Genomic DNA, 13,686 nt, shown 5'->3' on the forward strand with positions numbered 1-13,686 from the left:
ACATCTATACGTGCCTTCCAGCTCTTCATTCGAACAGTGACGTTCTCATGATCCCGAAATGTTGACTGATGTGAGTTCTACAGAGAGATTCCACAATCGCAAAGCCTCCTCAGGATCAATAGCGTAGTCCTTGACACCGTTCGGAACTCCTTCTTGAGCGATTTCTGCGATGTCACAATCCTCGCAATAGACCCCTCCTAGACCTATGAGCTGGAGAGAAGTTGCAGCCCATACTTGTGTAGCAGCGCCTTGCTGAGGTGTCTTGAAGCTTGGATCCGCAGGCGCTCCATGCTCGTCAATCCAGCCGAACGAGACCAATTCATCCTTCGAAAAATGGCGCTGGAGCGGAGTCAGAATGGAGCCTGGATGAACAGCAAAGGCACGAACCCCTTGACTTGCACCGCGCTTGTCGAGTTCAACGGCGAACAAGATGTTGGCGGTTTTGGATTGCCCGTACGCCTGCCACCTGTCATAACCTTGCTCGAACTGAACGTCATGCCATCGGATCGGGGTAATGTGATGGGCGCCCGATGACACGGATACAATACGCGCTCCTCCTTCGGCAACTAACGCTGGCCATATCGAGTTGATTAAGGCGAAGTGCCCGAGATGGTTGATCGCGAATTGCGCCTCCCAGCCGAGTCCTACTCTCGTTTCTGGACAAGCCATGATCCCGGCGCTAAGAATAGCCATGTCCAGACCCCGGTCCCTGCCGAGAATCCGACGACTGAACGCTTGGACGCTTGCAAGATCCGAGAGGTCCAACTCCTCGATCTCTACGTTTTGTAAGCCAGAGAGAGCTTGTTCTGCGGTGTCCGCCCTGCGAGCTGGCACGATGACGCGCGCTCCTGCCTTGACAAGCGCCCGCGTCGTTTCCAAGCCCAACCCCGAATATCCCCCAGTCACAAGTGCCGTATGCCCCGATAAATCGAGATTGAGCAGCGCCTCTTCAGCGGTGCTGCGATAGCCGAATCCTGAGCCGATTGAATGCTGCGCCGTTCTTGAATCCTGTTGTTGATTAATGGTTACCATTCCTTTCTTAACTTGACATATCTGGATCGTACAACTTAGAGCGAACTCTATGTCAAGAGTCAATCCAGATCAAGCATCAGAAGGCGCATCATCCGAATCACTTCCAGTCCAAAGGTGCTGCGCGGTGCCTTGCTTGAGATGTTCTTCGTAAACACCGACTTTCCAGTTTATGAGATCCAGGCAGTCCTTTAATTGATCCATTTGAGCGACTACCCGCCGTTGGTGCTCCCGAAGGATTTCCAAACGCTGCTGTTCGTTTCCTTGCCCTCGGCGAACCAGTTCTGCGAATCGTTTGATCTGGGCAAGAGGCATTCCTGAAGCTCGAAGCTTGATACAGATGTCGAGCCATTCGACATCTGACTGACTGTAGCGCCTGTGCCCTCTGTCGCCGCGCATAACCTGCGCGGACAGCAGAAGTCCTTCACGCTCATAGAATCGCAGGGCGTGTGGGCTCAGTCCGGTATACTTGGCAACTTGGCTGATACTCAGTTCCTTGTTCGCTTCCATTCGCCGATCACTCATTTCCATATATGATTGAAATAACATTTTAGCTTCAGAGAGGTATACCATGATGTTCCGATGTGGGCAAGTTGTGCTACTTCATCAGGGTAATTGCCTACAGTCCGTTGCTTCAGGGATGCTCTCCGGAACGTACACGACGGACACAAGGTTCGATGAGAAAAAGTGTTCGAAAAAATACTGCTCATCCCACCTGCACGTTCCTAAATTAATTTTGCCTCTGCTATTCTCTTCAATAATTGAAATCATTCATCACGGACTTGCCAATTGTACTGAAAAAGTAATTGCATAAACGTACCCTTTAAATAAATCACCTTTTTATTATTTCTTCACTGATTCTGTGTTGCTGCCACGCAATCCTGCCCGTTAGCTTAATGAGATTGCATGGAAACAATTTTATGTTTCCGCATTTTGCGCTTAACAATTTCCACAAAAATGGACCCCTCAAATAAGAATGCCGAGGGGTCCGAAACCATTCCTTTAGTTAATCCAAAGCCGGATTCCAATGCATGGGCTTGAAGCGGTAGCTGTAAGCGGAGCCTTCTGTTGTATCAGGAAATACCGCTTGCGTAGCATTAGGTTCCGTGCGCCACATCTCTGTCCAAGCTGAAGTTCCAACTTTCTGCCTCTCAATGATAAAGCCGGCTTCGCGAACGGAAGTATCGCTCCAGGTGAGAGTAATATCTCTGCCGGATGAACTGGAACTCACAGTTGTCATTCCTTGCAATGCTTGATTGCGGTTGCCTCCTACTTTGCGGGAAATTTCGGTCTCTTCAGGCGTGACATGACGCTCCAATTGTTTTCCGACGCCCTATAATACTGGGGTTCTCCGCTGTATGCCGCACTTTCGAAGGTATCCGAGAAAATGACTGCGTTAGAACTCGTATTCGTCAGTTTTAAATTATCGAAGTACGAAGCAATGCCATATTGGGCTTGTTTGATTGGCACCGTTTCGAGTCCCACTTTACGATTTCCTGAATCGACTGCCGTGAATGTCCCTAACGATCGTCCGTTTGCGTATACAGAGCCCGTAATATTGCCGCCATATGGATTAGACCCGCCATTATACGTATTGTTATTCGAGAATCTGATCGAATTGGCGCCTTTCTTCAATTCCACGTCTATCGTTTGAGTAGCAAATTGCTGCCAGGATATTGTGTTTTTGAAGAATACGGTCTCCGTCTCGCCGCCATTGACGCTAATTTGCGCGTAGCGTATCTCTCCACAACATCGTTGTTATAGGCATGCGTTCCCGCGCTTCCCCCATTGGCATATCGGACAACCAACTTGTAGATTCCGTCCTCGGGTACTACGATATCGTCAATTTCGAGATATCTTTCCGCACCGTCGTAAGAGGTCATTCCGTTGACATACTTCCTGTTTGATGCATATTTCGCGAACGCGTCGTCACGAATCAACGGAAGCTCGCCTCCTGCCGGAGTACCCGCGACAACGGCGTCCTCCGCTTCAATAGAGAAGATGGCGCCATAGCCGGACGCGTAACGAATCGTCCCGCCATACATACCATCGTCAAGCACGCTGACAACGAAGCGAGTATTAGCGTCGGCATTCGTGCCGTAGCCCGTCACATATCCCGCACCCTCGAAGCCTGCCATGCTATTCCCCCGAAACAAAGACGGGGGCTATTATGAGGACAGCGGAAGCAGCCGGTCTCCTATATTAAAGGATACGAATACTGCTCTATTCCTGGAATCGTATAAACTCTGCTATAACCTGCATCTATAAGGGCTTGTGCCGCTATAGAACTTTTGTACCCCATTTGACAGTAAAGGATTAATGGAGTATCCTTTCGCACGCATACCGAGAACGGGTTATTGGAGATATCCTGTAACGGTATACAAATGCTTCCCCGGATATGCCCTGTTCGATAATCCTCATTCGTCCGCACATCTACTAGCATAGCCGTAGGGTCATTCACCATAAACTCCCATGCTTCATCGGGGGTCAGATGTTTACTTTGAAATACTCTTCCCCCTGTGTGAGGCATACGTTGCTCCCTATCAAGCATTCTCGCAACAACTTCTTCGGCTTCCACACGATTTAAGCTGCCCGCTGTATCGAACAGGTATGGGTCACGTCCGTGCATTATACCTTTTACATACATCTGCGCGATATGCATGACGCAGGTACGGCAGGAATACAAGTCCCTAAGATATTCTGCCGCCGACCAATCTTGCTCGTCTCTTTCTCCGAATTCTGTCAGCAGGGTCTCGTGAACGATTCTTGCAGCGGAACGGCGCTCAATGGGTTTGCTTATGTTGGTTAGATCATAGTCCTCGATTATTCCCTTATACAACGCGTAATCCATATAGCCTGACGACCAACTGCCGCGCGTTGGCTCTATATGGCCTTTTATGCTTCTAATGACCATGGTCACAAACTGTTCGGTAGTAACAAGATCCTCAATCATCAGCTTGCTATACAGGGGTAACTCTTAGGGTAACATTGTCATAGGCGTCAATGCCTGTAACAGAAAAGGTCTCTGATATCCTCGTTGTAACCTCGCCTGTCCATAAATCTTTTAGGCAATAGCTTGCTGCATGTTTGAATTTTTCAGCATCAACCATTTTATGCCCAAGATAATCGATAATGCGGCTTACATCAACGGAGTGCATTTTCGTATCTTTCGCGTCGCTGAGATTGATAAAGGATATGGCCATATCTCCGTTCGCAAGAGGCTTTGCAAGAATATCAACCCGGTTAATATTCGCAATATAGGCCGTATCGGGATTGTCATAGTCGATCGAGCAGTAAATTCTTTTGGCCTGGACACCGAGGGGATCCTGATTCAAGGCGATGACCTCTTTGTTCGCAATAATCCTCCATAGCTCGTCGCCTTTTGCAATCCGTCTTAAATCCATTCCAAGCATAATCGGAGAATTCATCATGCACCACATCGTCATATGCGTTTTGCTCATGGTCGTCGTGATCCCGTTCATACCGATGACAAGCATATCGGGATCGTTCCACCCCTTATCAAGCCCGGCAAACTCATCCATAATGACCGCCTTGCTATATTGCGAGGTTATGCTTGCGGTATGGTTTGAACTCCATTCGGCGGAGCCCGGATTGCCATCGGAGCCGACGCTGAAGGTTATATCGTTAAGAATGCGCCAGGAGTCTCCAACCTTATATCCCCAGTTTTGCGGCTGCGTTTTCCCCCATTCGCAGATGGAGAATACAATATCATGGTTAGGGTCAACCTTGTTCAAGCCTTCCAGCAAAACTGCATAGGAATTAAGGGTATTTTCCTGCCTTCTATGGTTCATAAGACGGATGATGTTTTCTCCCTCATTTAGGGAAACCGTTATTTCTTCCGAATCTGCAAAGGCAGCCGTACTTTCGGTAAGGGGAAGCAAATCATCAAAATATCGGGTTTCATTCTCTGCGCTTCCAACCGCAAGCTGAAGCCAGCGTCCCATGCCATTCTCCTCGCCGCTTGCGTAATTGACGGTTATGGCGTAGTTTCCGCCAGCTGGCGCGTTCACGGTAAACGCCAGCTCTCCCCAACGGTCGCCCACAGGTGTTGTCCCCACGTTTGTTCCATCGAAGGTACCGATGTTTGTTACATAGTCGCCACTGTTTTTGGATGCGCCCTGGCCTAGAAGCACACCGTCCTTCACCGCATTAAAAGTAATATTCAGTTTTTCGCCCATAACCGTTATGCTTCTGATATTCGGGGCATAGGAATATTTGGCATTTGCCGAGTCCGAGAACGTGGCGTTATCCCAAAGGTAGTAGCAATTGTCAACCTTGATAAAGTCAACCCCCCATTCTATATAAGACCTCGTGTCGACATCCTCAAAGCCGCAAGTGCCTACCGCGGAGCCTGCGCAAAGATGTGTCCCTATATCGTTGTACATACCGAATTTAAGTCCCTTGCCGTGGATGTAATCGGATAGCGCCTTAAAGCCGCTTGGAAATTTAATCGATTCGTTAGAAAGCAATCCGTTGACGCGTTCGGACTTATAGCAGCCGTCATCGAGCACGACATACTTGTATCCCAACTCCGCAAGTCCCAAATCGACGATCGCGTCCGCCATCGTCTTTGTGAGAGCCTCGTTGTTCTTGCTGCCGAAGGCATTCCAGCTGTTCCAGCCCATGGCAGGGAGGCGTCCTTGCTTTTTATTCAGAAGCACCTTGCCGTTCGAGAAAGCCGGAAACATGTAGTCGGGATCCGTGATCTTGTCCGGCGCTGTCCTTGACGTAACCTTAGCTGATACTTTCTCCATAAGAAATCCTCCTCGCTAGTTGCATTTTTATTGTTATGATAGGATAAATAGTGGAGTAGATAAATGTGTTTTTATCGAGTGATTATGGGGAAATGTGATATAGTAGTTCCGGGAGCTGAATGCAATGAAACTCTATTATGCTAAAAGTCCTTTAATCTCATCCGATATTTATCCCATGCAATATGGGGAACAGCAGTGCGATAACGGATATTCCTTCGGGCCCGCGGCGCGTAACTTCTATCTCATCCATTACATTTACAGCGGGCATGGCGAGTTGCATATTAATAAAAAAGTTTATCAAGTACACGCGGGACAGTTTTTCCTGATCTATCCGAAACAAACGGCTTATTATAAGGCGGATGACCATGATCCGTGGCTGTATCGCTGGATAGAGTTTGACGGCAGCTTCTCGGAGAAGATGATGTCCGTGACAGGCTTCTCGAACGAGAACCACGTCATCAATGATGATAACGGCGTCGGAAACGCGCTGAAGAATATAATCGATTTAGGCTGGACCGACTTTGAAACGATCATGAGCCATTTTTGGCCGTTTATCGCGGCGCTTACGAAGGGCAAATTATTGACGAAAGATGAGAATACGGCAGAAACCTATGTCTCTTATGCCAAAAACTATATAAGAAGCAATGTGCACAAACGGATAGCCGTTTCCGAAATTGCCCATTTTTTAAACATAGACCGCAGTCACCTGGCACGCATCTTCAAAAGCATTTGCGGCATAAGTACGCAGCAATTTATTATTTCTCTTAAAATGGAGATGGCTTCGCAATCTCTTAAAAAGAGCAGCATGACCATAAAAGAAGTTGCCAATAGTGTCGGATATGACAATCAGATGGAATTTTCAAAGCAGTTTAAAAAACACTTTAATATGACCCCCACGCAATGGAGAGAACGTGTTTTCTATCAACAGTCCATCAATAACTACGAATGAAAACGTAAATGACGCACGATTGGTGCGTCATTTTTTTGTGCACACTAGTGTCTATTTCGTGCTATTCCATGACTTGATAACCATGGTTCACAATGAAAGCGTGCTCTATAATTTAATGTGACAGTATTGGGATATAGGGGTGGATATGAATTGAGAATGGGTGTTAACTGTTATCCGGAGCACTGGGAGCGGTCGATGTGGGAGCAGGATGCAAGGCTAATGCGGGATACGGGAGTCCGCCTGAGCTATCGTTTCCCGTTAGCTTAACAATTCAGAACGAATCGTTGAACGTATCGCTACCAGCGATGTGTGCTCTGACACGTCTGTCTAATAAAATAATAGATTCAAGCGTTATCTGAATTGGTAAAAAATTCTGCATTCTCCTTAACCCACTCTTCGAACGTATACGGTTTGTGTCCTGTTACTTCCTCCACTGTCGACATAACGGTATAAGCAGATTTAGGCGGATTAAGGTGCCAACGAATCACGTAATCTATTGCATCCTCCTGAACACCCATCTTCCTCATCTGTTCACGTTCTTCTTCTTCAGAGCTTTCGATAAATTGAATTTCACGTCCAATAACCTCACTGATTATCCGAACTTTATCTTGAACCGATAAACTCTCAGGCCCTGTTAATGTATAGATTTGACCTGCATGACCTTCCCCAGTTAGTGCAACTGCTGCGACTCTTCCAATATCGGCTTCATGAACAGGAGCAATCCGTGATCCTCCGAACAGGTCTCGAACAACCCCCTCGGAGCGTATAGAGTTCGCCCATTTCCGTGCGTTTGCCATAAATTCAAAAGCTTGAAGCTGAGTCCACTCCAGACTGCTTGACTCAACCGCCTTCTCAAAAGGGCCCTTCTCTCCGTTCCACAAAACTGTAACCCTTCGCACCCCGGCCTTCTCAGCAAGCTCAACGATTTCTGGTCCTGTTTGTAACGGGGCATATTCGGCACCTGTTGTAATTAAATGCATGCCGCTGATGCCAACCAACGCAGAAACTAGCGTACTTGGATCACTTAAATCTCCCGCGACAACCTCTACACCATGAGGAAGATTGGCTTGCTGCGGATTACGTGTCAATGCACGTACCTTTTGTCCCCTTTGAAGGAGTTGATCCACGACATGCCGCCCTACGGTTCCCGTTGCCCCAGCAACTAATATCGTCATTTATTATCCTCCTCCCGTTTTTGCACCATCTGATCGATTTTTTCAGCCAAATTGAACTTCGCTTTGGTTAAAGCATCTAATTGTTGGTCAATCTCGTGCATTTTCGACTGATACATAAGCAGCAATTCCTCACAATAGACGTCTTTCTCTTTATGCTCTTGTTGCTCAGGAAATCTACAGAAGATAATGTCCCGAATTTGGTCAGTTGTCAGCCCTAATCCTAAATAAAGTTGAATTGTGTTAATTGATTCGATTGTCTTTTCGTCATATTCTCTATAATTATTTTCTTGACGAGATGTTTTGATCAATCCTTTCTCCTCATAATAACGAATCGAACGGGCACTAACTCCAGTTATTTTTCTTACTTTTCCGATTTTCAAAACGATCACCTCATCGATTGGGAACGTTAGCTTAATTATAAAGCTTCACATTAATGTAAAGGTCAAGAAAAAAGATTTAATAAAAAAGAGCCCCTTAGGGAATGGCAATTAATCTAGTCATAACTCGCAGGACGTTGTCCGGTTTCGTAATATTTGCTGTGATAAACTGCCCGTTAGCTTTATGAATGAGTGCAGTGAAATGTAGTTTGATGCTTATCTAATCGGTAATCGGTACAAGTTCTTGTCTTGGGTTGCATTAGGTTCCAAGTTTACTTTTGGGACACCCTTTCATTATGACTTCAAAAGCTCGTGTTGGTGCCCACTCAGCTTGATTTTGTACTGTCCAAGTTTTTCCCTTTCATCTGAACTTAGATTTCCAGCGCGTTGATAACCGAATGTAGAGATCCCATCTTTATCAATGGTCCTTTTCACCTGCTTCTGATAACTACCGATTAGTTGAGAAAAGACAGCCAATCTAAGTAACCGGCTGCCTTCAAATTCTTTATTGAGCTATCGTTTCCCGTTACGTAAGTGGATGGTGCTATTCGTATCGGGGTGCACTGATGTATTGGGTTGTCCTTGAGCGCCCGTAAGTTATTGTCGTTGGCGTTCATTTACTCGATTTGACGGAGGATTTCGTCAACGACGTGCGCAATCGGTGCGGTGGCGTCGATTATAATCCCGTTTTTAGGAACGCCTTCTTTCGTTTGATGCAAGCGCGCACTAATTTCCCGTTCTTCTGGTCTGCCACCCCAGTCAGTTGGGTCCAGCGCCACTCGCTCATCAATCCGCCGGAGAGAGGTTTCCAGGTCGACCTCAAGGACAAACACGCCGTCGAAGAGGTTGATGAATTTGGGGTAATTCCGCGAACCACCGCAGAAAAATGTTACCGCCTCATCCTGATTGTCGACCAATGCTTTTACTTTATCAACATGCCAAATGTGGTGTTCGGGTTTAAAGCCATCCGTCGGGGTACCCGTTTCCGGATCGCCTTGATAAGCCAATTCACGGTCACCATGAATAGCATGGTAGCCGCGCCGCTGCAATTCGTTGCAGACCGTAGTTTTGCCAGCGCCGGAAACGCCTCCAATCAAATAATTCCTAATGCCCATGGCAGACCCTCCATTCAACTGTATAAGCACAATATATTAAACTGCTCGTTAGCTTAATAAAGCTGCCGCTCAGCATCGGCAGCCTTCTCCCTGATCGTTTATTCAGCTATCGTTTCCCGTTAGCTTAATGATTTACTGTGATACGGTTCACCGCACTGTCTGTAACGGCAAGTTTTAGGGCTATCCTTTGAGGGATGGCCCTTTGATCTTGTTTTTACAATCCCGTTAGTGAAGCCAACGTGAAAACAATGAGATTAATGAGATATGATTAGTTTTTTCACAGCAAAGCCCTAAATTGTCCATCTCTCTAAAGTTCACGCTTGTTCCAAACAATTTCTTCTCCATTCTCTTTCCAGGTACTATGTTGCCGCTCAAAGCCTAGTTTTTCGAGAACTCGGAAGGATGCAGCATTCCATGCACCCACAGTAGACCAGAGCCGACTGCGCTTGGTGGCTATCGCGGCGTCCAAGACCGCGGACGCTGCTTCAGTCGCATAGCCTTTACCGTGAGCACTGCGGAACAGTTCGTATGCGATCTCAGGCTCTTCAAGTGTAGTACGACCGATAATAAGGCCACAGTATCCGATGAAATCGCCCTCGTCACGGCGGCGAATAGTGAGCAGGGAAATCCCATTTTCGAGTGCTTTCTTGCGCATATCGATGATTAGGCTTCGAGTGGCTTCGAGTGTAGGCATGTCCACTCCACGCTCACGAATAAGATGCCTCAGCCAGTCTGCATCGGATTCCTCCCACATATTCAGATCGAGTCGTTCAGTTTTCAACTGGAATGCCATAGGTGTATACTCATTTCCCAAAGCAGAACCTCCTTTACACATTTACCTTTGCAAGCGTACCTATGCTGACATTTCGACAGCCAGTTGCCTAATCCAAACCCATGTCAGTTGACACGCTTGTAAAGTTCCTTGCATGTTTCCACCAAAAAACTTACCGGATCTTAGGTGCTTCCTCTAGGCTTGTGAGCTGAATGCTTCTCTTTTGAATACCGTATCACATCGTTTCGAAAGCGATTTCACACAAATATTATATTATTATTTTGATTCGTATTGTTTCATGTATTGTTACAAGTGTTTGTAATTTGTCACTACGCCGCCCGTTAGCTAAGAACCGGTTCAAGCCATTTTTCGCACATTCCTCTCTGGCGCCGCTGGTCGTCCGTGAAATTTATTACCGGATCATGAGGGGAAGCCAAGGCGGAGCCTTTAAGCAGCTTGCCCTCGCCGGCAGCGGTACGTGTCGGATCGCCAAAGTCATCGCCCGCATCAAGTTGGATGATGCCCAGCCGCTTCATATCGATGATCTCGCGAGAACGGCCCATATGGGACCCTCGTCGCTGCATCGTTACTTCAAGCAATTGACTGCACTGAGCCCGCTGCAGTACCTGAAACGAATTCGCCTTCAAGAGGCGCGCCGTCTGCTATTTAGCCGAATCCCCCGATGCCGCCGAGGCGGCTTATCGTGTCGGTTACGAGAGCCCTACGCATTACAGCCGTGAATACGCAAGGCTGTTTGGTCTCCCACCGATCAGTGACATCAAAAGGCTGCGGAAAGAGACGGTGCAGGCAATCGATTGAGACTTGCCGTGCCGATCTTTGTGGTCTGCTGTCTTCGGGTCATCATTAAGCTATATTTCACCCGTTGTTGATGAAATGGCGAACTTCTCAAGCTCTACGCATTCGAACTCCCATCGCCCGTACTGTTCGGAAAAGGGCGCAGCCGCGGGGTGGATCGCCGTTATTTATCGCAAGCGTTCACTCGAGATTCGCCTTCCGCTCACGGTATTGCCCCGGTGTAACGCCCACCAGCTTCTTGAACAGCCGGTTCAAATAAGAGGGTTGGTAGCCGATCTGCAAGGCAATCTCGCCAACCTTCATGTCGGTGTCGTCCAGCAGTTCCTTCGCCTTCTCGATCCGCAGCTGGATCAAGTAATCGATGAAATTGATGTCGGCGATATGTTTGAACGCCTTGCTCAGCGTGAACGGGCTTGTCCCCAAATCCTCGGCGCAGCGCTCCAGCGAGACGTCTGAGTCGTAATTTTCTTTGACGTACTCCATTGCCCGCTCGACGAGCCGTCGCTGATGCAAAGCCTTGTCGCAGGCCAGCGCTTTCCCGTATGGTTTGATTACGCGGACACGAAACCATTCGGTCATCCTCTCGGGATCCCGCATTCCACGAAGCTCGGCGTACAGATCATCGTCCCCGTACAGCCCACGCAGCTGGTAGCCGGCTTCCAGAATCGCGTGCTGGATGCTGCCGAGCAGCTGGAGCGCGCCGTCCTGGACGAACATTTCCTTGCCTCCCTCCTGCACGAGAATTTCCACGAAAGACTGTACGGCGGCGGCCGCCTCCTCGGGGAGCCCCATCCGGATTGCCTGCTTCACCTCCTTCTCCGCGCCAAACGGATACGGCACCGCCTCCCTTCCCATGCTGGGAAGAAGGTCCTCCAGGGAAAGAATCTGCGTCTCCTCCTGAACATCGCGGTAGCGGGCGGCTTGCCGAAGGTGCCGCAATGATTCCGGCAAATCCGCAATTCTCGGCAGAGGCCGACCTATCAGGATTGTGCTTTGCACCTTCAGCACGGCGCAGATCGTCTCCGCGAGCGAAGCCGCCAGCTGGAAGGCGCTGCCTCGTGCCGCCTCCTCCGGCTGCTCCCGCCCGAAGGACAACAGGATGCCTACGGATAGATCCTGGAAATTGACGATATCCGCCTGTTCGCCGCGAGCGGCGGTCAACTCCTGCGCAATATTCGCTGCCGCGAAGGAGACGAGCTGAGCATCGCCGTCCGTGAAGCGCCCCTGCAGCCGACTGAGCCCAGAACCTGGAGGAGCACGAGCAAAAACCGCTTGCCGTCCATGCTCCAGCCGTAGGCGTTCATCCTCTCCCGCAGTTCCTCTTCCGTGAAGGAATAATAATGTCCCTGTATGAGATGAAGCAAAAAACTTGACCGCATCCAGGGCTGCGCCTGCTCCAGCTTCTCCCGCAGCTCGCGGCTTTCCCGGTTCAGGTGGCGCCACTGCTTCTCGAGAAAGCCGATCTCGTCGCTGGGCGGATCGGGCGCGCGCCTCTCGTCATGGAACAAACCGACGAGCCGGTGGATTGGATGATAGATCCGCCTGGAGGCAAGCCAGGACAGAAGAAGTGCAACGACAAAGCCGAACAGACTGACACCGACAATCATCCTGGACATCATTTTGACCGGAGCCGTCATCGAGGAAAGCGAAGCGGCAGTGACGTAGGTCCAGTGCAGACCCAGCCGGGTAAAATCGCCGAACGTGACGGTATATGTTTCGCCCTGAAAGTTGTACAGGAACGTGCCGGAACCCGTTTCATGCCGCTTGATCTCGGCAGCCAGCGCAGTCTCGAACGGCGTTCCTTCGGGACGGCCCGCCCCTTTTTCGGTCACGACGAAGCGGCCCTTCTCGTCGATAATGAAGGAGCTGCCGGCCTTGCCGAGCGACAGCTCATGCACCAAGCTTACGAGCTTATCCCGGTCCAGATAGAAAATCAGGATACCGTAAGGCTGACCGATGCCCGGAACCTTATGTACGAGCGCCACCGTATGATCGTCCGACCGGTTGACCCGTGGGAAGCCGTTTAACCAAAACGCGCCTTGCTTGCTGGACATGACCGCCCGGTAGCCGGCAAGATCGTCTGGGCTGGAGACGGCTTCGATCCCGTCGAAGTCGGAGACAACGACGGGCGACTTGCCGTCGACGAACAGATGCACCTGATCGACCAGCGGATAGAAGCCCTTCATAACCGTCAAGGTGCGGTACAGGTTTTGAGTAACGGTATATTGGTCCTTCAGATCGACGTTCCTGAGACTTCCGTCGAACCGCGGATCGAACGCCCACTGCGTCGCCGTCAGTTCGAGCTGGTTCAAATCGCCGTTAATGCGCTTTACCGCGTTCAGGAGTAGCGCCTCGTTCGAGCTCGTCACCTCCTTGCCGATATGCGAGCTGCCGAGTAGATAGAGTGTTATTCCAATAATTGCCGTCGGTAGGCATGTGATGCTCAGCACGATCAATAGGCTTTTTCGGTAGAAACGGCCTTTGATCGCCGGCGGCCGATCCGGCCAGTCCCTTTGGACGAAATGGTTCATGACGCTCCCTGCCTTTCTTTTTTTCAATAGCTGCCCGGACCGCGGTCCGATAACCTTCCCTTGCCGACTGAAACGCCTTAACCGGCCTATTCCCGAAAATAGCCGGTTCTCGCAAGATGAACGGGAAAAACCCTCTTTTTCCAAATT

15 protein-coding genes are annotated in these 13,686 nt (G+C 49.3%); 2 read left to right on the top strand and 13 right to left on the bottom strand.

Annotation, left to right across the window (positions count from 1 at the left end):
- Window positions 1-45: 45 nt before the first annotated feature.
- From MKY74_RS21220 to MKY74_RS21245, 6 genes are all read right to left on the bottom strand, one after another.
- Window positions 46-1,032: an SDR family NAD(P)-dependent oxidoreductase gene (locus tag MKY74_RS21220; protein ID WP_076165277.1), complete on the bottom strand. Its 987-nt coding sequence runs from the start codon at window positions 1,030-1,032 to the stop codon at window positions 46-48.
- Between the two features lie 69 nt (window positions 1,033-1,101).
- Window positions 1,102-1,539, bottom strand: coding sequence for a MerR family transcriptional regulator (locus tag MKY74_RS21225; protein ID WP_144025325.1), 438 nt, complete (start codon window positions 1,537-1,539; stop codon window positions 1,102-1,104).
- 496 nt (window positions 1,540-2,035) lie between these two features.
- Window positions 2,036-2,347: a fibronectin type III domain-containing protein gene (locus tag MKY74_RS21230; protein ID WP_144025324.1), complete on the bottom strand. Its 312-nt coding sequence runs from the start codon at window positions 2,345-2,347 to the stop codon at window positions 2,036-2,038.
- 325 nt (window positions 2,348-2,672) lie between these two features.
- Complete coding sequence (locus MKY74_RS21235; RefSeq protein WP_076165272.1) at window positions 2,673-3,167, bottom strand: hypothetical protein; 495 nt, start codon at window positions 3,165-3,167, stop codon at window positions 2,673-2,675.
- Between the two features lie 59 nt (window positions 3,168-3,226).
- Window positions 3,227-3,982 carry a rhodanese-like domain-containing protein gene (locus MKY74_RS21240; RefSeq protein ID WP_076165270.1) on the bottom strand — a complete coding sequence of 252 codons (756 nt, stop codon included), beginning with the start codon at window positions 3,980-3,982 and terminating at the stop codon, window positions 3,227-3,229.
- 7 nt (window positions 3,983-3,989) lie between these two features.
- The gene (locus tag MKY74_RS21245; protein WP_076165268.1) at window positions 3,990-5,804 is read right to left on the bottom strand and encodes an alpha-galactosidase; all 1,815 of its coding nucleotides are present in this window, start codon (window positions 5,802-5,804) and stop codon (window positions 3,990-3,992) included.
- Between the two features lie 124 nt (window positions 5,805-5,928).
- Here MKY74_RS21245 and MKY74_RS21250 point away from each other — a divergent pair, with 124 nt between their 5' ends.
- Window positions 5,929-6,753, top strand: coding sequence for an AraC family transcriptional regulator (locus MKY74_RS21250; RefSeq protein ID WP_076165266.1), 825 nt, complete (start codon window positions 5,929-5,931; stop codon window positions 6,751-6,753).
- Window positions 6,754-7,097: 344 nt separating this feature from the next.
- On the opposite strand, the gene MKY74_RS21255 is transcribed toward MKY74_RS21250, so the two are convergent.
- The 5 genes from MKY74_RS21255 to MKY74_RS21275 all read right to left on the bottom strand — a co-directional run bounded on the left by MKY74_RS21255 (window position 7,098) and on the right by MKY74_RS21275 (window position 10,755).
- Window positions 7,098-7,928: an SDR family oxidoreductase gene (locus MKY74_RS21255; RefSeq protein WP_076165264.1), complete on the bottom strand. Its 831-nt coding sequence runs from the start codon at window positions 7,926-7,928 to the stop codon at window positions 7,098-7,100.
- On the bottom strand, window positions 7,925-8,308 hold the full coding sequence (locus MKY74_RS21260) for a MerR family transcriptional regulator (protein ID WP_076165262.1): 384 nt from the start codon (window positions 8,306-8,308) through the stop codon (window positions 7,925-7,927). The genes MKY74_RS21255 and MKY74_RS21260 overlap by 4 nt, the downstream gene beginning before the upstream one ends.
- Window positions 8,309-8,922: 614 nt before the next feature.
- Window positions 8,923-9,420 (bottom strand): AAA family ATPase, encoded by a 498-nt coding sequence (locus MKY74_RS21265; RefSeq protein ID WP_076165260.1) that lies wholly within the window; start codon window positions 9,418-9,420, stop codon window positions 8,923-8,925.
- Window positions 9,421-9,727: 307 nt separating this feature from the next.
- The gene (locus tag MKY74_RS21270) at window positions 9,728-10,213 is read right to left on the bottom strand and encodes a GNAT family N-acetyltransferase (protein ID WP_076169264.1); all 486 of its coding nucleotides are present in this window, start codon (window positions 10,211-10,213) and stop codon (window positions 9,728-9,730) included.
- A 320-nt stretch (window positions 10,214-10,533) separates the two neighbouring features.
- On the bottom strand, window positions 10,534-10,755 hold the full coding sequence (locus MKY74_RS21275) for a hypothetical protein (RefSeq protein WP_076165259.1): 222 nt from the start codon (window positions 10,753-10,755) through the stop codon (window positions 10,534-10,536).
- On the opposite strand from MKY74_RS21275, the gene MKY74_RS21280 reads away from it, so the two are divergent.
- A complete protein-coding gene (locus tag MKY74_RS21280; protein WP_341013976.1) occupies window positions 10,756-10,932 on the top strand; it encodes a helix-turn-helix domain-containing protein in 177 nt (58 codons plus the stop codon).
- Between the two features lie 256 nt (window positions 10,933-11,188).
- Here MKY74_RS21280 and MKY74_RS21285 read toward each other — a convergent pair whose 3' ends face one another.
- Window positions 11,189-12,169 carry a helix-turn-helix transcriptional regulator gene (locus MKY74_RS21285; RefSeq protein WP_076165257.1) on the bottom strand — a complete coding sequence of 327 codons (981 nt, stop codon included), beginning with the start codon at window positions 12,167-12,169 and terminating at the stop codon, window positions 11,189-11,191.
- Window positions 12,166-13,539: a HAMP domain-containing protein gene (locus tag MKY74_RS21290; protein ID WP_076165255.1), complete on the bottom strand. Its 1,374-nt coding sequence runs from the start codon at window positions 13,537-13,539 to the stop codon at window positions 12,166-12,168. The genes MKY74_RS21285 and MKY74_RS21290 overlap by 4 nt, the downstream gene beginning before the upstream one ends.
- Window positions 13,540-13,686 lie beyond the last annotated feature (147 nt).

Source organism: Paenibacillus sp. FSL R5-0378 (assembly GCF_038009285.1).
Classification (GTDB): Bacteria; Bacillota; Bacilli; order Paenibacillales; family Paenibacillaceae; genus Paenibacillus_AQ; species Paenibacillus_AQ favisporus.